Genomic DNA, 19,981 nt, shown 5'->3' with positions numbered 1-19,981 from the left:
TGAACAGTTTTTGGAACAGATTCTTCTGTTTTTTGTATTGACGGTAAAGTTTCTTGTGGTTTTTCTGGAACTACCTTTGGCTTTTCGCTTTCCTTTTTACGAAATAGTGGCGCTAGAATTAAGAACTTTTTTTTTTATCATCACTTTTTGCAGCAGTAAGACTGGCTAACTGCATCAAAGCGATTTCTACCGTTAATCTCGGATTTTTAGAATTTTTGTAATTAATATCTGCGTGATTACAAATTTCTATAGCATCTATGAGTTGCTGTGCACTCCAGTTTTTGCTTTGTTCAGAAAACTTCTGCTTCGTGTTCTCACCTACTTCTATTAAAGCAAGTGTAGAAGCATTCTGCGCCATCATTAAATCACGGAAATGACTTCCCAATCCACCAATAAATAAATGTGGATCAAAACCTTTTTTAACAATATCATTGAAAGCGGTAAGGATTCCCGGAATGTTATTTTCTTTTGCTAAATCTACAATTTTCAAATATTGATCGTAATCTAGAATATTGAGAACTTCTGCAGCTTTAGCAAGTGTAATATTCTTTTGAGTAAAAGTGGTAAGTCTATCGAAGATAGAAAGTGCATCTCTCAATGCGCCATCTGCTTTTTGAGCAATTAAAAACAATGCATCATCTTCATAATTTACGCCTTCTTTTTCGGCAATTTTTCTAAGATGTTCCTGTATGTCTTCGATGGTGATTCTTTTGAAATCATAAATCTGACATCTTGATAAAATGGTAGGAATAATCTTATGTTTTTCTGTAGTTGCTAAAATAAAAATAGCATGAGCTGGTGGTTCTTCTAATGTTTTAAGAAAAGCATTAAATGCCGCTGTAGAAAGCATGTGAACCTCGTCTATAATATAAATTTTATATTTCCCAACTTGTGGAGCAAAACGAACTTGGTCTGTTAAATCTCTGATATCATCAACTGAGTTATTAGAAGCAGCATCTAATTCAAAGATATTATACGCAAATCCGTCTTCTGAGGTAGAACCATCTTTTTCGTTGATTTTTCTAGCCAAAATTCTAGCACAAGTAGTCTTCCCTACACCTCTCGGTCCGCAGAAAAGCAACGCTTGAGCCAACTGACTATTTTCTATGGCGTGTTCTAAGGTATCTGTAACGTGAGATTGCCCTACAACAGTGTCAAACTCTTGTGGACGATATTTTCTTGCGGATACGATAAAATTTTCCATTGGTCAAAAATAGGGAAATAAATGAAATTTTAAAAATTAAAATGACAAAGTTTTTCAAAAAAAACCGCCGTAAAAAATACGACGGTTAGATTTTTATTTACAACATTGGAAATGTTCGATTTCACAATTTTTTCCTTGAACGGAACATTCTTTCATACATTCAGTATTACAATTAGTCATAGAAACAGATTTCTTTTGTGAGGCAGAAATCATGGTTTCTATTTTATGTTGTCTGTCTTTTTCAATTTTTTCGGCAAACATAGATGCCAATGTAGGTGCAATAACCAAAGAAACAATTGACATTAACTTAATTAAAATATTCATTGAAGGTCCAGAAGTATCTTTAAATGGATCACCTACTGTATCTCCAGTTACCGAAGCTTTGTGCATTTCAGAACCTTTGTAATAAGTTTCTCCATTTACATCTACTCCTTTTTCAAAAGATTTTTTCGCATTATCCCAAGCTCCTCCTGCGTTATTTTGGAACATTCCCAGTAAGACACCACTTGCAGTAGCTCCTGCTAAAAAGCCTCCTAAAACTTCAGGCCCCCAAATAAAACCAACTAATAATGGCGTAACAATAGCAATAGAACCTGGTAATAACATTTTTTTGATAGAAGCATCCGTAGAAATAGCTACGCATTTATCATATTCTGGTTGCCCAGTACCTTCTAAAATTCCTGGAATTTCTCTGAACTGTCTTCTTACTTCTTCTACCATTGCCATAGCAGCTTTTCCTACTGCATTAATCGCTAATGATGAGAAAATAAACGGAATCATTGCCCCAATAAAAAGCCCCGATAAAACATCTGCTTTATAAATATCAATACCATCAATTCCTGCAATTCCTACAAATGCTGCAAATAGTGCTAAAGCTGTAAGTGCCGCTGAAGCAATAGCAAATCCTTTTCCTGTAGCTGCAGTAGTGTTTCCTACTGCATCTAAAATATCTGTTTTTTCTCTTACACTTTTTGGCAATTCACTCATTTCTGCAATTCCACCTGCATTGTCTGCAATTGGTCCAAAAGCATCAATCGCTAATTGCATGGCTGTCGTTGCCATCATTCCAGCAGCAGCAATAGCTACTCCATATAAACCTGCACAAAGATAAGAACCCCAAATTCCCGCAGAAAGTACAATCATTGGTAATAATGTAGATTCCATTCCTACAGAAAGTCCACCAATAATGTTAGTTGCATGTCCCGTAGAAGATTGTTTCACAATACTTGTTACAGGTCTTTTTCCCATTGCTGTGTAATATTCAGTTATGATAGACATCAATGTTCCCACCACTAAACCTACCATAATCGCTCCGAAAACACCCATTCTGGTAAATTCAAAACCTCTTAAAGACATATTTTCAGGAAGAATGAAATTCACCAAGAAATAAGAAGCAACCGCTGTTAGAAAAATACTTCCCCAGTTCCCCATGTTTAATGCTTTTTGAACTTTTGCAGTAGAATCTTCTGTTTTATCTGAAATTTTAACAAAGAAAGTTCCTATAATTGAAAATACAATTCCAGTTCCTGCAATAAGCATTGGTAACAGAATTGGAGCGAAACCGCCATAATTATCTACCGATAAAGTTTCTCTACCCAAAACCATCGTCGCTAAAACTGTAGCCACATAAGAGCCAAATAAATCTGCTCCCATTCCTGCAACATCTCCCACATTATCGCCTACATTATCCGCAATCGTAGCTGGATTTCTAGGATCGTCTTCAGGAATACCCGCTTCTACTTTTCCTACTAAATCTGCACCTACATCTGCTGCTTTGGTATAAATACCACCACCAACTCGTGCAAATAAAGCAATAGATTCCGCTCCCAAAGAAAAACCAGTCAATATTTCGATGGCTCTTTCCATTTCGTGGGAATCTACGCTGGCTTCTGGCGCAAAAATTTGTTTAATGATTAAAAATAAAGAACCTAAACCTAAAACAGCAAGACCTGCAACTCCCATTCCCATTACAGAACCTCCTGTAAAAGAAACTTTCAACGCTTGAGCTAATGAAGTTTTAGCCGCTTCTGCTGTTCTTACATTTGATTTCGTTGCGATTTTCATTCCTATATAACCTGCTGTTGCCGAAAAAACTGCTCCTACAGCAAATGCTATTCCTATACTCCAATGAGAATTAGCATTGCTAAATCCCATAATTCCCAATAATACACCTACCACAATTACAAAATAAGTAAGGATACGATATTCAGCTTTTAGAAAAGCCATCGCTCCATCTGCAATATGACCACTAATGGTTTTCATTCTGTCATTACCTGCTGGTTGCTTACTTACCCAAGAACTTTGAACAAAGGTGTAAAGTAAGGCTATGACACCAAAAAGAGGTACTAAATAAAATAGTAAATTCATAGAATATTAATTTTTGTTAACAATTGATGGGACTAATATAGTAAAAACAATAACACAAAAAACAAATTTAGATTTAAGATTTTTTAAGTTATGATTTATATCGTAAAGTACTGAAAATAAAACAAAAAAATCTAGCGAATATTCGCTAGATTTTGTAAATTTGCTCAAATTTCGGCTTTTACATTATGCCCCCGAATTTGTCAGAATAATCTTTTTGTGAAGCTACAATCACTTCTTTTGCATGTTCAGCTCCGTATATTTCTTCTATTCTACAAGTTGCTTCTTCGTAAGGAAGGTTTTTGTAAGTTAAGAAGTAATGTTTTAGTCTGAAGACTTCAGCTTGTGGTAATTCAGAAATATCTCTGATATGACCATATACTTGATCTCCTACCATTACTGCTACGATTTTATCATCTGCTTCTCCTTTGTCAATCATTTTAAAACCGCCAACTGGAATCGCATCCATCAACAAACCTCCAGAGTGAATATTGTGTGAACTTAACACTAAAATATCCAATGGATCGTGGTCTCCTTCTGAAACATCTACTGCTCCTTCTCTAATCGCTAATTTTTTAACTTCTTCGTGGCAATACGTTCTAGGAATAAAACCGTACAATGCTGGAATAATATTCGAAAATTTCTGTGGTCTGTCTACTTTTAAATATCCACTTTTTTTGTCTACTTCATACTTAATTGTATCTGCTGGAACTATTTCTATGAAAGTAGTTACCACATTTGGAGCATCATCTCCTGCAGAAACTCCATGCCATGGATGTGCTTTAAAATTTGGAATCATAATTATACTTGTTTCTAATTTTTACAAAGTTAAGATAATAAAATGGCATCTTTTCTTAAATCTTCTATAGTATTTGCTATAAAATCTTCGCCATTTACATAATTCATTAAAAATATGGTTTTGAAATCTTGTAAACTTGCAGTATTACTAAGGCTTTCGTAAGTTTTTCTCATCAACTGAATCACATTATTCTTAGATGCTACGACATTCTCCCAAGAATTTCTAGAAATATACAATTGCTGAGAACTGTTATACTCAAATTCTTCTGTAATATTCTTTTCTAAAAGATAAATAAACTCATGAATCGCTAAGTCTTTATCAAACTTATTCACCAAATTCGATGGTTTTATTCTTTCTAAAAAAAGCGTCATTCTTTCGTAGGCTTGCATTTTTAAATCTCCATTTGCTTTTACTGCTAAAAGTTTTAACTCCTTGTTTTTCAGATTAATATAGGTAAAAACAAATTGTCTCAATAAAAAAATTATTGGGAGTGCAATGATTAATGCAAAAGCATAAGGAAGCATATTTTCAAAATTCATTTTACGAAAAATTGAGGGTGCAAAGATAGGAATAATTATTGTCTAATAAAATACGATTTAAGTAACTGAATCTTAGAGTTTTCTACGAAAGCGTAATTTTCTTCTGTCGAGCCAAAACGCCTATAAAATTCTGCAATTTCAGAAATATTACTTCCATGAAAGTTAAAATCTTTTTTCTCAATGTTTTTTCTGAAAATTTGGTCAAGAATAATAGACGATAAATTATGCTTTGAAAATTTCTTATCATTAATAAAATTGACCAAAAAATCTTCTTTTTCGGATTCTATTAGATAAGCTTGTGAAGCTAATTTCCCATCAAAATACAATTCATAAACTTTTAAAAGATTTTGGCTCAAAAAGTTTTTCATATTTTCAAAAGCTCGCTTTTTCAGTGAAGAATTTGTAAAACCAATCACATTTTCAGTAAAAAAAGATTCAGAATGATTCAGATTTTCGGCTTCCATAAATTTTATTTTATCCTGCAAAACATCTGTAATCCTTACGTTTCTTCTTCTGTGAATAGAATATTTCTTTTTGATATTTTCGTAATCTTCAGCAAATAATTTATAGTTTTTCCTAGTTTTTAAAAGAGTTGTAAACTCATTTTTGGCGTTAAAAGCATAGTAAAACACCTTATAATTTTTCTGAAAAAATTTTAAAAACGATTCATTTAATTCTGGAGTATCTTTTTCTGAAAAAACCCCTAATTGTTGAGTTTGCAAAGGCATTACTACAAAGGTAAATCCCCATTTTTTCGCTAAAGGAATGGGCATTACTGCTTCGTAATCATCATCAACAAGAATTTCCCAATTTTGATGAAGCAAAAGGTCTAAATATTTTTTTTCGGCAAAGAAAATGTATTGTTCAGACTGCTCTAAACAATTTTGATATTTCTGCCAATCTACTTCTTCATATTTCAGTCGCTTTATCATAATAAACCTGCTTCTGCGAAACTGTAAAATGAATTTTCGCCAATGATGATATGGTCTAGCAATTTAATATCTAAAATTTCTCCAGCATTTTGAATATTTTTAGTCATTCTTATATCTGCTTCGCTTGGTCTTAGAACACCTGTTGGATGATTATGCGCCACAATAATATTCGTTGAAAAATTTTCTAAAGCTTCTTTAAAGAGCACTCTCACATCTACATGAGTTGCAGAAATTCCGCCTTTTGAAATTTGAGTTTTTTTAATCAGTTGATTTTTCTGGTTCAAGAAAATTACCCAAAACTCTTCTGTTCTGAGGTCAGAAAGATGTGGCAAAAGTATTTTATAAGCTTGTTCCGAACTTTTGATAATCAATTTTTCTGGAATTTCTTGCGATGCTTTTCTTCTGCCAATTTCCAGCGCTGTAGCAATAGAAATGGCTTTTGCTTCACCAATTCCTTTGAATTTCATCAAATCTTTTATGGAAAGTAAACTCAGATTCTGCCAATTATTATCTACACTTTTCAAAATTTTCTGAGCGAGTTCTACCGCAGATTCTTCTGTATTTCCACTTCCTAAAATAATCGCCAGTAATTCTGAATCTGAAAGCGCAGATTTACCCTTCAAAAGAAATTTTTCTCTTGGTCTGTCATCTTCAGAAAGGAATTTTATCGACATTTTTTTTAGCTTTAGATAAACTTGACTCTTTTTACTTTTTACTTGGCTCTTTTATAAAATAAGTCCGTCTTTCATGACTAATTTTCTATCGGTACTTTCTGCCAGTTCTTTATTGTGTGTTACAATCACAAAAGTCTGATTGTATCTGTCTCTTAAATCAAAAAAAAGTTGATGCAGTGCATCTGCATTTTTAGAATCTAAATTCCCAGTGGGTTCGTCTGCAAAAATAATTTTTGGAGAATTGATTAAAGCTCTGGCTACAGCTACACGCTGCGCTTCACCACCAGAAAGTTCTTTTGGTTTATGCTGAATTCTATGTGCAATATGTAATTCTTCGAACAACAGAAATGCTTTGTCCATAGATTCTTTTTCGTTTTTCCCAGAAATTCTCGTTGGCATCAAAACATTTTCTAAAGCTGTAAATTCTGGCAATAACTGGTGATGTTGAAATACGAATCCTATATTTTCATTTCTAAATTTAGAAATCTCTCTGTCATTCATTTTTAGGAATGATTGATCACCTATCGTTAATTCTGTTCCGTATTTATCTATATGAGAAGGCAAATCTAAAGTTCCCAGAATGTGTAGCAAAGTAGATTTACCAGCTCCTGATTCCCCAACAATGGAAACAATTTCGCCTGTTTTTATTTCTAAGTCTACTCCTTTTAGAACTTCTAAATCACCGTAAGATTTGTGAATATTTTTCGCTTTAATCATAGTTCAAAAATAGTAAATTGATTTTAGATTTTAGATTTTAGATTTTAGATTTTTTAAAATTTTTAAAATATGGATGCTTTTATAATTTCAAAGAGAAATATAAATGAAAGATTTAATAAAAAAATACTTTCGCGTAAGTGATTGTAGCGTAAATCCCGCAATGAAATGGCGCGAGCGAAGCGAGCGTAAATGAATGAGGAATTGCCAATAATATTTTTAATGTTTTGAAAGGAATTGCCGAATTTCGTTCCTTAATTTGCAGCGAAAAGCACAGTCTTGTTATAAAACAACTTGGGAATTACAATGGATTTTACAACAAGATACACCAAAATAAAAAAATCCTTTCAAAAAATGAAAGGATTTTTAATATATAAAATTTTAAAATTTTACAGTAACATAGTCAACGGACTTTCTAAATAAGTTTTAAGAGTCTGTAAGAATTGTGCACCTGTAGCGCCATCTACTACTCTATGGTCACAAGCTAAAGAAAGTTTCATAGTATTTCCTACCACGATTTGACCGTTTTTAACCACTGGTTTTTCAATAATTGCACCTACTGAAAGGATACAAGAATTCGGTTGGTTAATAATCGAAGTAAAGGTTTCGATTCCAAACATACCAAGGTTAGAAATAGAGAAAGTAGAACCTTCCATTTCATTCGCTTTAAGACCTTTTGATTTCGCTCTAGAAGCCATATCTTTTACAGATGCAGAAATTTGATTATAATTCATGTAATCTGCATTTTTAAGAACTGGAACTACTAAACCATCTGGAATTGCAACTGCTACACCTACGTTGATATTTCCGTGGTGAATAATTTTATCACCTGCCCAAGAAGAATTTACTTGTGGGTGTTTTCTCAATGCTAAAGCAGTAGCTTTAATCACCATATCATTGAAAGAAACCTTAGTGTCTGGTAAACTATTCAGCTCTTTTCTTGCTTCGATAGCTTTGTCCATATTGATTTCTACCATTAAATAGTAGTGAGGTGCTGTAAATTTACTTTCAGAAAGTCTTTTTGCAATTACATTTCTTACTTGAGAGTTTACGGTTTCTGTAGTTTCTCCAGCAACGAAATTCATAGCCACTTGAGCAGCAGGAGCAGAAGCTACGCTTGTAGAAACCGCAGCAGTTTGCTGAGCTGGAGCTGCACTTGGTTGGTAATTTTCAATATCTTTTTTAACGATTCTTCCGTTGTCACCACTTCCTTTAACAGTTGAAATATCAATTCCTTTTTCTGAAGCCATTTTTTTAGCTAAAGGAGAGATATTAATTCTTCCACCAGCAGAAGTTGTAGTAGAAACTGGTACCGTTACCGTTGTTACGGCTTCAGCTTTTGGAGCTTCTGTAGCAACTGGAGCAGCAACTTTTCCGCCACCTGCAACAATTGCAGATACATCTGTTCCAGCAGGACCAATAATAGCTAAAATTTCATCAACATTTGTTGCATTTCCTTCTGAAACACCTTGGTAAAGAAGAGTTCCTTTAAATTCTGATTCAAAATCTTGAACCGCTTTATCTGTTTCGATTTCTGCAAGAATATCCCCTTCTTTTACATCATCACCTACATTTTTGTGCCATTTAGCTACTTTTCCTTCAGTCATGGTATCAGAAAGTCTAGGCATAGTAATTACTTCTACACCTGCAGGAATCTCTGCTGAAACAGCCGAAACTTCTGGTGCAGAAACTGCAACTTCTTCTTTCTTTTCTTCTGCTTGAGGAGCAGAATTACCTCCTGAAACTAAACCAGAAATATCTTCTCCGGCATTCCCTATAATTGCTAAAACGCTATCTACAGGAGAATTACTTCCTTCTTCTGTACCAATGTATAAAAGAGTACCGTTAAATTCTGATTCAAAATCTTGAACGGCTTTATCTGTTTCGATTTCGGCTAAAACATCGCCTTCTTTTACTGTATCACCTACTTTTTTATGCCATTTTGATACTTTTCCCTCGGTCATTGTATCAGAAAGTCTGGGCATTGTAATTACTTCAGCCATAATTTTTATATTGATTTGAGATTCGAGATTCGAGATTCGAGATTTAAAACTCAAAGAATTTCAAACTCAAATTTCAAATTTCAAATGAATTTAAAATTAATTTTCTAATTTATCTAAGAATGGATAGTTTGGTTCAGAATAAACATATTCGTATACTTTTTCAGCACTTGGATATGGAGATTCTTCTGCAAAAGCTTCGCATTCTTCTACAAACATTTTAGATTTTTCTTCGATAGCTTCTAATTCTTCTTCAGTCGCCCATTTGTTTTCTAAAATTCTGTTTTTAACTAAAACGATTGGGTCTTCTTCTTTTTTAAGAGCTACTTCTTCTTTAGTTCTATACGGTTCAGCGTCTGACATAGAGTGACCTCTGAATCTGTAAGTTCTAGCTTCTATGAAAGTAGGTCCGTCTCCTCTTCTTGCTCTTTCTACAGCTTCGTAAGCTACTTCTGCTACTTTTTCTGGATCCATAGCATCTACAGGCATACAAGGCATTTCGTAACCTAAACCTAATTTATAGATATCTTCGTGGTTTGCTGTTCTAGAAACTGATGTTCCCATAGCATATTGGTTATTTTCTACCACGAAAACTACTGGAAGTTTCCAGTTCATTGCCATGTTAAACGTTTCGTGTAAAGCACCCTGTCTTACAGCTCCATCACCAAAATAACAAATGGTAACTCCACCTCTTTCAAAATACTTATCTGCAAATGCAATACCTGCTCCTAATGGAATCTGACCACCTACAATTCCGTGACCTCCGTAAAATCTATGCTCTTTTGAGAAAATGTGCATAGAACCACCTAATCCGTTAGAAGTTCCTGTAGCTTTACCACACAATTCTGCCATAATTCTCTTAGGGTCTACTCCCATTGCCATAGGATGAACGTGACATCTGTATGCTGTAATCATCGCATCTTTAGTAAGATCCATCGCATGTACAAATCCTGCAGGAATAGCTTCTTGGCCATTGTATAAGTGTAAAAAACCTCTAATTTTTTGTTTTAGATAAAGAGAACGGCATTTGTCTTCAAACCTTCTCCACATTGTCATATCTGCATACCATTGCAAATAAACTTCTTTAGAAAACTCTTTCATTGATAAGTTTTAATTTGTTGATTTTTCAAAATTTAAAATGCCTTTAAAGAGCATTTTTCTGAATAATATGCAAAAATAGTAAAATTCTTTTGTTTATAAGAAAACTTATGTCACAAATAATGATGATATTTGTTTCTTTAAATATTATATTTTTGAAAAAACATTTATAAATCCATGTCTAAGAAAAATTTTTCTGCAATTATCTTCCTTTCTAAAGTAATTTCTAACCTACTCAATCCACTTTTTTCGCTACTCATCTTCTTTGTTTGTTTTGCTTATGTAAAAATGACTTGGGAAGAATCTTTAATCAATATTTTATTGATGATTGCGTTAGTAGTTATTCCTATTTTTTCATGGATTAGCTGGAATGTAAAAAAGGGAAACTACACCAACATGGATGTTTCTGACCGAAAACAAAGAAATAGTCTTTATCTCTTCAACTTTATTGTGATTGCTATTTATACTGGGGTTTTGTATTTCACAAAGCAAAGAACAGATTTGCTTTTTATTATTGTTTTTTTGTTTTTCCTCATGCTGATTATGCACATCAGTAATTTTTTCATCAAAAGTTCTATGCACACCGCTTTTAATGTTTTTGTAACAGCGCTATTCTTTTCTTTGAATCCTATTTTGGGCATTATTTGGTTCGTTCTTACATCATTTGTAGCCATTTCTAGAATTATTCTGAAAAGACATACACCAAAAGAAGTTATAATGGGAGCATTAATCGGAACTATAGTTTCTTTAGCTTACTTATATTTTAGTATACAGACATTTCTATAATCTTAAAATTTTTACTACATTTATAATTCAATTTCAAGAATATGGAAAATCTTAAATCCTTGACTTCTGGCGAAGAACAAGTCATGAAAATCATTTGGAAACTTGGCCCTACTTATCTTAAAGACATTATGCTTGCTTTTCCAGAGCCAAAACCACACCAAAACACCGTTTCTACTTTTTTGAAAAATTTGGTTACCAAAAACTATCTAAAACCTGTTTCTGAAGGTAGAATTCATAAATATGAAATCTCTGTAACTCAGGAAAATTATAAAAAAACACTGTTGAAAAACTTCATTCAGAATTTTTACGATAATAATCCTAATGCTTTGTTAGTGGACTTAATGAATGAAGGAATGGTTCAGCTTTCCGTTCCTGAAAAAGAAAAGGAGAAAGATAAAAAGAAGAAAAAGAAAAAGAAAAAATAATTCTGTTGGATAATGGATGTTATAGGTGAGAAGTTCATGAAATAGAACACCCTTTTTCCAACTTCAAAGCATACATCATGATTACAAAATTTAAAGAAATCTGGGGAAAAACCGATGATATTATTTTAAGATATCCTATGGTTCTTACCGCAGCACTTATTGCAGCTATTTCTGCGGTTGTTGCAATAGAAATTGACCACCAAGACAATCAATTTTTAGTAACAAAATTAGCTTTTACCGGATGTTTGGGAATTTCGCTGATGTTTGGAATCAAAATGCTTTCTCAAAGAATTGGCAAAGGTTTTCTTTTAGAAATTTTGGGAGCTGCATTTCTCGTTTGGTTTTATTTTTATTTACCAGACTCCGAAAAGCAATTTACAGAAGTAAATGGCTTCGTGATTTTTGCGCTGGTCATTTTATCACACTTATTCGTTTCATTTTCAGGATTTTTGAATAAAAAACCAGAACTTAATTTCTGGCAATTCAATAAAAATTTATTTATCAATATTTTCTTGACTGCCGTTTTCACAGGCGTTTTGGTTTTGGGAGTTGTTTTAGCGATTTTGGCGGTTGATAAATTATTTGACTTCAATTTTAATAATAATCTTTATCCTAAAACCATTCTGTTTTTAGCCATTTCAGGAAGCACTTTCATTTTTCTAATTTTTAACGACAAAGGAATTTTTCAACTCGAAAAAGACGGAAGTTACCCTCAAATTCTGAAATTTTTCACACAGTTTGTTCTGATTCCGTTATTATTAATTTATGTAACTATTTTATATTTTTACGCAGGTAAAATATTGATTAAATGGGAATTACCACGAGGTTGGGTTTCTTATCTTATTTTAATTTATTCAGTGGTCGGAATTTTAGCCTTGCTTTTGGTTCATCCATTGAAAGAAGAATCTGCAAAATCTTGGGTAAAAGTTTTCTCCAAAATTTTCTATTACACGCTTATTCCATTATTGGTTTTACTTTTTGTAGCGATTTTTACCAGAATTTTAGAATATGGTTATACAGAGCCGAGATATTTCGTTTTACTATTGGCACTTTGGCTTACTACAGTCGTTTTTTATTTTATTTTTTACAAAAAAGCGACCATTAAATTTGTGCCCATTTCACTGTTTATCTTCGGTGTATTTGCATTGATTTTCCCTTATGTTAATGCTTTTTCTACCGCTAAAAGAAGTCAAAAAACAGAATTACAACAAATTCTAACCAAAAACCAACTTTTAGAAAAAGGAAAAATTAATTTTGAAAAAGCGATTCAAGATTCAGTGGCTATTGAAATTGCCAATAAATTTCAATTTCTGAACGAAAGAAAACAACAGGCTTTTCTCCTCAAATATATCCCAGAAACTCATTTTTCTAAATTCAAAAAAATATTAGAAAAAGAAAGATATATGGTGAATTCAGAAATAAGAATTTCTTTCCAAAACATCATTAAATCGAAAGAAGTTAATGCTTACAAAAGCGATTATCAAGGTGTATTTTCTAACAAAAGAAATTATGATATTCAGAACTACGAAAAACTTATTGTTTTTAGCAATACTGACATTCAAAACGAAGAACAATTAGACGATTATATGCTAAAGACAAAACCAATTAAAGATGGTTATTTTTTTTCAGGATATATCATTGATTTAGAATCACCTACCAAAGTTACACAATCTTATGATTTAACTCCATTTCTCAAAAAACAATTAGAAAAAGATAATGCAGACCAGCTCAATACTCCAATAGAAGAAATTTCTACAGAATTTGATTTGCACCAGTATCATTTCAAAGTATATTTTTCAGAAATCATCAACAATAAAGTCAACAAAAAAGATAATATTTCTGTGAGAGACATGGTTATTTTAGTCAAGAAAAAATAATTCCTATTTACCCCAATAAAAAAGCGACTCATTCCTGAGTCGCTTCATTTTTTTCTTTGAAAAAAGATTGTTTACCAACGGCTTCCACCTCTATCGTTTCCACCTCTGTTATTTCCGTAACCACCTCTGTTTCCGTAACCACCACCTCTGTTGTTATCGAAACTTCTTCTTGGTTTTTCTTCTCTTGGTTTCGCTTCAGAAACGTTAAGTTCTTTACCGTTAAATTCTTTACCGTTTAGAGCTTCAACTGCTTGTTGACCTTCTTCATCACTCATTTCTACGAATCCGAATCCTCTACTTCTACCTGTTTCTTTGTCTGTAATAATTTTGCACGAAGATACTTCGCCAAATTCTGAAAATAAATCTTGTAACTGATAATCTTTAGTTACGTAATTGATGTTTGAAACAAAAATGTTCATTGTTAAAAAAAATTAAATTAAAATTGTCCTAAATGATTGAATTATAAAAGATGACAAAAAACGAATGAACATTATTTTGAAAAACATTTATAAGAAATCTTTCGCAAGATACAACAATAAATGACATAAACAATTTTTATTTTGGCGTGCCCTATTTCCCAAAGCCTAAATCCCTGTAAAATAGGTCGTTCTACGCTCACTCGCTTCCCGAAAATAAATTTTCGGGAGAGCTCAGACAAATCGCTTCGTACTCACGCAAACTCACGTTATAAAACACCACTCAACCTTTACCTTTACCTTTACCTTTACCTTTACCTCTACCTAATTCTAAGGCACTTTATGTCCCAAACTAGCTTCTAAAAGAGTAAACCAATCTTCTACAGTTAAATCTATTTCCAAAGATTTTTTAAGAGATTTTATGCTTTCCGCTTTAGACGTTCCTATAATCGGTAAAATTTTAGCAGGATGTTTTAAGAGAAATGCAAGTAAAAGTTGTGCTTCGTCTGCATTATATTTTTTTGACAAATCACCCAAAACCGATTTTATTCTCGCGGTTCTTTCAGAATCTTCTGCGAAATAACTTCCCATCACACTCCAAGCCATAGGTTGCAACTTTTTCATCATCATTTGGTCAATCGTTCCATCATAAAAAGCTTTGGTTTCCGTCAAAGAAACTTCTACTTGATTAGTCACCAATTGCGGAAAATATTTAGAAATTAAATCAAACTGAGTCACCGAAAAATTGCTCACCCCGAAATCTCTCACTTTTCCAGAACTTCTCAAAATTCCGAATGCAGCAGCTATTTCTTCAGGATTCATGAGTGGAGAAGGTCTGTGTAACAATAACAAATCTATATAGTCTGTTTTTAGATTTTTCAAACTCTCATCTACCTGATTCAGAATATATTCTTTAGAATAATTATAGTATTTCAACGGAAAATTTTTCTTTTCAGAAGGCATACAAATTCCACATTTGGTAATCAACTGAATTTTTTCACGTTCAATTTTCATTTCAGAAAAAGCATTTCCGAACAATTCTTCTGTAGTATAACCACCATAAATATCTGCATGATCAAAAGTAGATAAACCCTCTTCTAAAGACGTTTCTATTAATTTTTGCACACCACTTTCAGAATGATTGGCTCCCCAAATTCCCCATCGCATTACTCCAATAATAATTTTTGAAAAATCCATAATTTTAATTTTTATCAAAGATAAGAAAACTACAAGTTCTAAAAGTTGTATTTTTGTGAAAATATGATGACTATTCACATTAAAAATATGGTTTGTAACCGCTGTATTACTGCGGTAGAAGATGTTTTCCGAAATTCTGAAATTGATTTTGTATCTGTGAATTTGGGTTGGGTAGAAACTTCTAATGATTTTTCTAAGAATAAGCTTCAAAAACTCAACGAAAATTTACAAAAAATAGGTTTTGAAATTTTGGAAAACACTTCACAAAAACAAATCGAAAACATCAAAAAACTCATTTTAGAAAAAGTTCAAAATCTTGACATTGATGAAGATTTCTTGCTTTCTAAATACCTTTCAGAAAAACTCAACAAAGAATATAGCAGTATTTCTAAGGTTTTTTCGCAAACCGAAAACATCACCTTAGAACAATATTTTATCCTTCAAAAAATTGAAAAAGTAAAGGAACTTTTGATTTATCGCGAACTTACCCTTTCTCAGATTGCCGATAAATTAGGTTATAAAACGGTTCAACACCTTTCTCAACAGTTCAAAAAAATCACAGGATTTTCGCCATCACAATTTCAAGAACTGAAAGAGAAAAAGAGACTTCCTATTGATTTAATTTAAACTTCATTTTCCTTCAATCCTAAAAATCTAAATTTCATAACATTCTGCCATGATTTGATAATGGTTTTTATTTGATTAATTTTGAAATTTGTATCAAAATTAAGAAAGATGAATACCAAAAAATATAACGTTCTGGGAATGTCTTGTGAAGGCTGTCAGAAAAAGATTTCTTCTGCTTTAAATAATGTTGAAGGAATAAAAGCCGATGTAAATCTCGCAGGAAACTTTGTTGAAATCACTTCTGAACAAGAAATCGACTTAGAAAAAATCAATTCAGAGCTTAAAAATGCAGGAAATTACGTTTTAGAGGATCCAGAAAAACCGAAAAATACACAATTTATTCCACCTCAAGATAGAGTTTCGCCAAGTTCGGTTTATTATTGCCCGATGGAATGTGAAGGCGACAAAGTCTATTTCGTGCAAGGTAAACGTTGCCCTGTTTGCAATATGTACTGCGTTCCGATAGAGGAAAAGCAATCGGCATTCGGCAATCAGCCATCAGCTGAAAGCAGAAAGCCGAGTGCAGAAAGCGGCTACTATTGCCCTATGTTTTGTGAAGGAGATAAAACCTATCCCGAAAATGTTGGATGCCCAGTTTGTGGAATGGATTTGGTTAAAATCACTGGAAACGACGATGAATCCGAAGACGACACCTATAAAAATTTGCAAAAGAAATTCTGGATTTCTGTTGCTTTTACGCTTCCCGTTTTTATTTTATCGATGGGAGGAATGTTTTTTAAGTTTCCTTTTAGTTCAAGAATTTCTGGAATTTTACAATTGATTTTTACGCTTCCTGTAGTATTTTTTACAGGCTGGTTTTTATTCAAAAGAGCTTGGATTTCTTTTAAATCTTGGAATCTTAATATGTTTTCATTAATTGGTTTAGGAGCAAGTGCAGCTTTCGTTTACAGCATTTTCGCACTCACTTTTCCGAGTTTAATTCCGCATGAATTGATGCAAAATCATCACGAAGTACCGTTGTATTTCGAAGCGGTAGCTGTGATTTTAACTTTGGTTATTTTCGGACAAATGCTAGAAGCAAAAGCCCATCAAAAAACAGGAAACGCCATCAAAGAACTGATGAATCTTTCGCCAAAAGAAGCGCATCTCATTCAAAATAATGTAGAAAAAAACATTCCGATTTCGGAAGTCAAAATTGGCGACATCTTGAAGGTAAAACCTGGAGAAAAAATTCCTGTTGACGGAGAAATTATTGAAGGAAATACCACGATTGACGAAAGCATGATTACTGGAGAACCTATTCCTGCGGAAAAAAAATTAGGCGACAAAGTCACTTCTGGAACCATCAACGGAAACCAAATTTTCCTCATGAAAACAGAGAAAGTTGGCAAAGACACCTTACTTTCTCAAATTATAGAAATGGTCAACTCAGCAAGTCGAAGCAAAGCGCCAATCCAAAAACTAACGGATAAAGTTTCTAAAATTTTTGTTCCTATTGTCATTGCAATTTCAGTATTAACTTTCATTTTCTGGTACTTTTTCGGTGGAGAAAATCGAGCTATTTTCGCTTTGGTGAATGCTTTAGCGGTTTTAATTGTAGCTTGTCCTTGTGCTCTTGGTTTAGCGACACCAATGTCTGTAATGGTAGGAATTGGAAAAGGTGCGAGAAACGGAATTTTAATTAAAAATGCAGAAGCTTTGGAAGAAATGGAGAAAGTAAACGTAATAATTACCGATAAAACAGGAACTTTAACCGAAGGAAAGCCTTCTTTAACTCAAATTTTCTCAGAAAATATTCCGGAAAATGAAGCATTACAATTGGCAGCTTCTCTTAATAAAAATTCAGAACATCCACTTTCACAAGCGGTTTTAAATGCTGTCATTCTGAATACAGACTATAAGTCTGCGAACGTAGTTCAAAAGCGAAATGAAGAATCTGTTAATAAAGATTTTTCGCTAAATTCTTTCGCTCAAAATGACAATGTGAAAAACTTTGAAAATATTTCAGGTAGAGGAATTTTAGGAGAAATTGATGGTAAAAAATTGTTCCTTGGAAATATTCATTTTCTCAAAGAAAATAACTTTGAAATTTCTGAAAATTTACTTCAAAAAGCCCAAATTTTAGAAAACGAAGCCAATACCGTTTCATATTTAACGATTGATGGAAAAGCAGTTGCTGTTTTTGGCTTTAAAGATAAAATCAAAGAAAATGCAAAATCCGCCATCAAATCTTTACAAAATAAAGGCATTGAAGTTATCATGATGACAGGCGATAATGAAGCGACTGCAAAACACGTTGCAGAAAGTCTTGGCATCAAAAAATATTTTGCGAATTGTCTTCCTCAAGACAAAATAAACGAGGTTAAAAACCTCCAAAATCACGGAAAAATTGTAGCCATGACTGGCGATGGAATAAACGACGCTCCTGCTCTTGCACAAGCTAATGTAGGAATTGCAATGGGAACAGGAACCGATATCGCGATGAATTCTGCAGAAATAACTTTATTGAAAGGAGATATTTCTGGCGTAGCAAAATCTAAAATTTTGAGCGAAAAAATGATGAAAAATGTAAAAGAAAACTTGTTTTTTGCTTTTGCCTACAACACACTCGGAATTCCGATTGCTGCAGGTTTACTCTACCCTATTTTTGGCGTTTTATTATCACCAATGTTTGCTGCTGCTGCAATGAGTTTTTCATCAGTTTCGGTAATTGCAAATTCTTTGAGATTGAACAATGTAAAATTGAAAATTTAAGTTGATTTTTTAGACGAAAAATGTATCTTTGAGATAAATAATATCTCGAATGAAAAGAAAACTTTTATCAATGCTTTCTATGGCTTCATTTTTCTTAATGAATGCTCAAAATACAGATTATAACAAAGATTTTAAATTCTTAGAATACGATATCGAAAAGCTTCAAAAAGGCTATCAAAATAAAGAATATAAAATTTCAGAAGTTGTAAAATCTTACTTAGAAAGAATAGAAAAAGTCGACAAAAACGGAGCAAAACTCAATTCTGTAATTACGGTAAATCCTGATGCGATGAAAATTGCAGACAGCTTAGATCAAGTTCCTTTACAATTAAGGAAAGGAGCACTTTTTGGCGTTCCCGTTTTGCTGAAAGATAATATTGACACCAAAGATAAAATGCCAAATACAGCAGGTTCTTTGGCAATGAAAGATTCTTTTCCGCTGCATGATGCATTTTTGGTTGAAAAATTAAGAAAATCTGGCGCTATTATCATCGGGAAAACCAATCTTTCGGAATGGGCAAATTTCCGTGGAATGATGTCTGTTTCTGGCTGGAGTGGAAATGGTGGTTTAACTAAAAACCCTTATGATCTAACGAGAAATACTTGTGGTTCTAGTGCAGGTTCTGGTGCTGCAATTTCTGCAAATTTGGGAATTTTCGCGATTGGAACCGAAACCAATGGCTCTATTATTTGTCCGAGTAGCGTAAATGGAATTGTGGGTTTAAAACCTACGGTTGGATTAGTGAGCAGATGCGGAATTATCCCGATTTCTGTTTCGCAAGATACAGCAGGACCAATGACGAGAACGGTGAAAGACGCTGCGATTGCTCTTGGCGTTTTGACAGGTGTTGACGAAAAAGATGCGCATACTTTAGCTTCCAAAAATATCGCAAAAACAGATTATACTTCTTTCTTAAAACTAGACGGTCTAAAAGGAAAACGAATTGGTTATTCTAAAAAATCAAGTGGAAATGTAAAAGTAGATGCACTTTTTCAAGAAAATTTGAAATTTTTGGAGAAAGAAGGTGCCATTTTAGTGGAAATTTCAGAAGAGCCTGTTTCAAATGAAATTCAGGGAAAATCTTTTGATTTAATGATTTTGGAATACAAAGATGGATTGAACAATTATTTCAAATCTTTAGGACCAAATGCTAAAATAAAATCTGTAGAAGAATTGATAGTTTTCAACAAAAACAATCCTGAAGAAATGAAATATTTCAAACAAGAATTTCTAGAAATGACGCAGGCTACAAAAGGAATGCAAGATGAAAATTACGCCAAATTATTAAAAGAAATTCAAGAAGGAAGTCGAAAAAATGGAATTGATGCCACGCTGAAAAAGTACAAATTAGACGCACTCATCGCTGCTTCTACCAGTCCAGCTTGGAAAACGGATATGGTAAATGGCGACAATTATATTTTTGAAGGTTCTGGTGCTGCTGCGATTGCTGGTTATCCTAGCATTACCGTTCCTATGGGAAATATTGATGGATTACCGGTTGGAATTTTATTTTACGCAGAAGCTTGGAGCGAAGGAAAACTCATCAATATGGCCTATACTTTTGAACAAAAAAATCCACAGAGATTGGTTCCACAGTTTAAAAATTAGAAAAA

General features: G+C 33.1%; 17 protein-coding genes. 6 read left to right on the top strand and 11 right to left on the bottom strand.

Translation table 11 applies throughout. The annotated features are described in order from the left end of the window. Positions 1–118: 118 nt before the first annotated feature. The 9 genes from dnaX to pdhA all read right to left on the bottom strand — a co-directional run bounded on the left by dnaX (position 119) and on the right by pdhA (position 10,327). A complete protein-coding gene (gene dnaX, locus QO190_RS02620) occupies positions 119–1,204 on the bottom strand; it encodes a DNA polymerase III subunit gamma/tau (RefSeq protein WP_069798392.1) in 1,086 nt (361 codons plus the stop codon). Between the two features lie 93 nt (positions 1,205–1,297). Beyond that, on the bottom strand, positions 1,298–3,571 hold the full coding sequence (locus QO190_RS02615) for a sodium-translocating pyrophosphatase (protein ID WP_371461284.1): 2,274 nt from the start codon (positions 3,569–3,571) through the stop codon (positions 1,298–1,300). 178 nt (positions 3,572–3,749) lie between these two features. Then, entirely contained in the window at positions 3,750–4,367 is a 618-nt protein-coding gene (locus tag QO190_RS02610) for an inorganic pyrophosphatase (protein WP_069798390.1), read from the bottom strand. 29 nt (positions 4,368–4,396) lie between these two features. Further along, a complete protein-coding gene (locus tag QO190_RS02605) occupies positions 4,397–4,906 on the bottom strand; it encodes a hypothetical protein (protein WP_371461286.1) in 510 nt (169 codons plus the stop codon). Between the two features lie 35 nt (positions 4,907–4,941). Then, positions 4,942–5,838 (bottom strand): hypothetical protein, encoded by an 897-nt coding sequence (locus QO190_RS02600; RefSeq protein ID WP_371461287.1) that lies wholly within the window; start codon positions 5,836–5,838, stop codon positions 4,942–4,944. Then, positions 5,835–6,512, bottom strand: a complete 678-nt coding sequence (gene radC / locus QO190_RS02595) for a DNA repair protein RadC (protein WP_371461288.1) — start codon at positions 6,510–6,512, stop codon at positions 5,835–5,837. Before radC ends, QO190_RS02600 begins: the two co-directional genes overlap by 4 nt. A gap of 51 nt (positions 6,513–6,563) precedes the next feature. Continuing rightward, complete coding sequence (locus QO190_RS02590) at positions 6,564–7,229, bottom strand: ABC transporter ATP-binding protein (RefSeq protein WP_069798382.1); 666 nt, start codon at positions 7,227–7,229, stop codon at positions 6,564–6,566. Positions 7,230–7,615: 386 nt separating this feature from the next. Then, a complete protein-coding gene (locus QO190_RS02585; protein WP_371461289.1) occupies positions 7,616–9,229 on the bottom strand; it encodes a 2-oxo acid dehydrogenase subunit E2 in 1,614 nt (537 codons plus the stop codon). Between the two features lie 96 nt (positions 9,230–9,325). Next, positions 9,326–10,327 carry a pyruvate dehydrogenase (acetyl-transferring) E1 component subunit alpha gene (gene pdhA / locus QO190_RS02580; protein ID WP_104793718.1) on the bottom strand — a complete coding sequence of 334 codons (1,002 nt, stop codon included), beginning with the start codon at positions 10,325–10,327 and terminating at the stop codon, positions 9,326–9,328. Between the two features lie 174 nt (positions 10,328–10,501). On the opposite strand from pdhA, the gene QO190_RS02575 reads away from it, so the two are divergent. The 3 genes from QO190_RS02575 to QO190_RS02565 all read left to right on the top strand — a co-directional run bounded on the left by QO190_RS02575 (position 10,502) and on the right by QO190_RS02565 (position 13,412). Continuing rightward, the gene (locus tag QO190_RS02575; protein ID WP_371461291.1) at positions 10,502–11,110 is read left to right on the top strand and encodes a phosphatase PAP2 family protein; all 609 of its coding nucleotides are present in this window, start codon (positions 10,502–10,504) and stop codon (positions 11,108–11,110) included. A gap of 41 nt (positions 11,111–11,151) precedes the next feature. Then, the gene (locus QO190_RS02570; protein ID WP_371461292.1) at positions 11,152–11,535 is read left to right on the top strand and encodes a BlaI/MecI/CopY family transcriptional regulator; all 384 of its coding nucleotides are present in this window, start codon (positions 11,152–11,154) and stop codon (positions 11,533–11,535) included. Positions 11,536–11,612: 77 nt separating this feature from the next. Next, a complete protein-coding gene (locus tag QO190_RS02565) occupies positions 11,613–13,412 on the top strand; it encodes a DUF4153 domain-containing protein (RefSeq protein WP_371461293.1) in 1,800 nt (599 codons plus the stop codon). A gap of 71 nt (positions 13,413–13,483) precedes the next feature. On the opposite strand, the gene QO190_RS02560 is transcribed toward QO190_RS02565, so the two are convergent. Next, complete coding sequence (locus tag QO190_RS02560) at positions 13,484–13,831, bottom strand: RNA-binding protein (RefSeq protein ID WP_104793722.1); 348 nt, start codon at positions 13,829–13,831, stop codon at positions 13,484–13,486. A gap of 327 nt (positions 13,832–14,158) precedes the next feature. Beyond that, complete coding sequence (locus QO190_RS02555; protein ID WP_371461294.1) at positions 14,159–15,025, bottom strand: aldo/keto reductase family oxidoreductase; 867 nt, start codon at positions 15,023–15,025, stop codon at positions 14,159–14,161. A gap of 63 nt (positions 15,026–15,088) precedes the next feature. Between QO190_RS02555 and QO190_RS02550 the strand changes: the two genes are divergently transcribed. The 3 genes from QO190_RS02550 to QO190_RS02540 all read left to right on the top strand — a co-directional run bounded on the left by QO190_RS02550 (position 15,089) and on the right by QO190_RS02540 (position 19,976). Further along, on the top strand, positions 15,089–15,652 hold the full coding sequence (locus QO190_RS02550; protein WP_371461296.1) for a helix-turn-helix domain-containing protein: 564 nt from the start codon (positions 15,089–15,091) through the stop codon (positions 15,650–15,652). A gap of 108 nt (positions 15,653–15,760) precedes the next feature. Further along, on the top strand, positions 15,761–18,367 hold the full coding sequence (locus tag QO190_RS02545; RefSeq protein WP_371461297.1) for a heavy metal translocating P-type ATPase: 2,607 nt from the start codon (positions 15,761–15,763) through the stop codon (positions 18,365–18,367). 49 nt (positions 18,368–18,416) lie between these two features. Next, positions 18,417–19,976 (top strand): amidase, encoded by a 1,560-nt coding sequence (locus tag QO190_RS02540; protein WP_104793726.1) that lies wholly within the window; start codon positions 18,417–18,419, stop codon positions 19,974–19,976. Positions 19,977–19,981 lie beyond the last annotated feature (5 nt).

It is taken from the genome of Cloacibacterium sp. Arc13 (genome assembly GCF_041431305.1).
Classification (GTDB): Bacteria; Bacteroidota; Bacteroidia; order Flavobacteriales; family Weeksellaceae; genus Cloacibacterium; species Cloacibacterium caeni_B.
Note: the sequence above shows the minus strand (reverse complement) of the source record. Positions and strands in the feature narration are given on the sequence as shown.

Bases quoted from the DNA above. Each gene is read 5' to 3' on its own strand.
- dnaX (WP_069798392.1), bottom strand. From the start codon at position 1,204: ATGGAAAATTTTATCGTATCCGCAAGAAAATATCGTCCACAAGAGTTT.
- QO190_RS02615 (WP_371461284.1), bottom strand. From the start codon at position 3,571: ATGAATTTACTATTTTATTTAGTACCTCTTTTTGGTGTCATAGCCTTA.
- QO190_RS02610 (WP_069798390.1), bottom strand. From the start codon at position 4,367: ATGATTCCAAATTTTAAAGCACATCCATGGCATGGAGTTTCTGCAGGA.
- QO190_RS02605 (WP_371461286.1), bottom strand. From the start codon at position 4,906: ATGAATTTTGAAAATATGCTTCCTTATGCTTTTGCATTAATCATTGCA.
- QO190_RS02600 (WP_371461287.1), bottom strand. From the start codon at position 5,838: ATGATAAAGCGACTGAAATATGAAGAAGTAGATTGGCAGAAATATCAA.
- radC (WP_371461288.1), bottom strand. From the start codon at position 6,512: ATGTCGATAAAATTCCTTTCTGAAGATGACAGACCAAGAGAAAAATTT.
- QO190_RS02590 (WP_069798382.1), bottom strand. From the start codon at position 7,229: ATGATTAAAGCGAAAAATATTCACAAATCTTACGGTGATTTAGAAGTT.
- QO190_RS02585 (WP_371461289.1), bottom strand. From the start codon at position 9,229: ATGGCTGAAGTAATTACAATGCCCAGACTTTCTGATACAATGACCGAG.
- pdhA (WP_104793718.1), bottom strand. From the start codon at position 10,327: ATGAAAGAGTTTTCTAAAGAAGTTTATTTGCAATGGTATGCAGATATG.
- QO190_RS02575 (WP_371461291.1), top strand. From the start codon at position 10,502: ATGTCTAAGAAAAATTTTTCTGCAATTATCTTCCTTTCTAAAGTAATT.
- QO190_RS02570 (WP_371461292.1), top strand. From the start codon at position 11,152: ATGGAAAATCTTAAATCCTTGACTTCTGGCGAAGAACAAGTCATGAAA.
- QO190_RS02565 (WP_371461293.1), top strand. From the start codon at position 11,613: ATGATTACAAAATTTAAAGAAATCTGGGGAAAAACCGATGATATTATT.
- QO190_RS02560 (WP_104793722.1), bottom strand. From the start codon at position 13,831: ATGAACATTTTTGTTTCAAACATCAATTACGTAACTAAAGATTATCAG.
- QO190_RS02555 (WP_371461294.1), bottom strand. From the start codon at position 15,025: ATGGATTTTTCAAAAATTATTATTGGAGTAATGCGATGGGGAATTTGG.
- QO190_RS02550 (WP_371461296.1), top strand. From the start codon at position 15,089: ATGATGACTATTCACATTAAAAATATGGTTTGTAACCGCTGTATTACT.
- QO190_RS02545 (WP_371461297.1), top strand. From the start codon at position 15,761: ATGAATACCAAAAAATATAACGTTCTGGGAATGTCTTGTGAAGGCTGT.
- QO190_RS02540 (WP_104793726.1), top strand. From the start codon at position 18,417: ATGAAAAGAAAACTTTTATCAATGCTTTCTATGGCTTCATTTTTCTTA.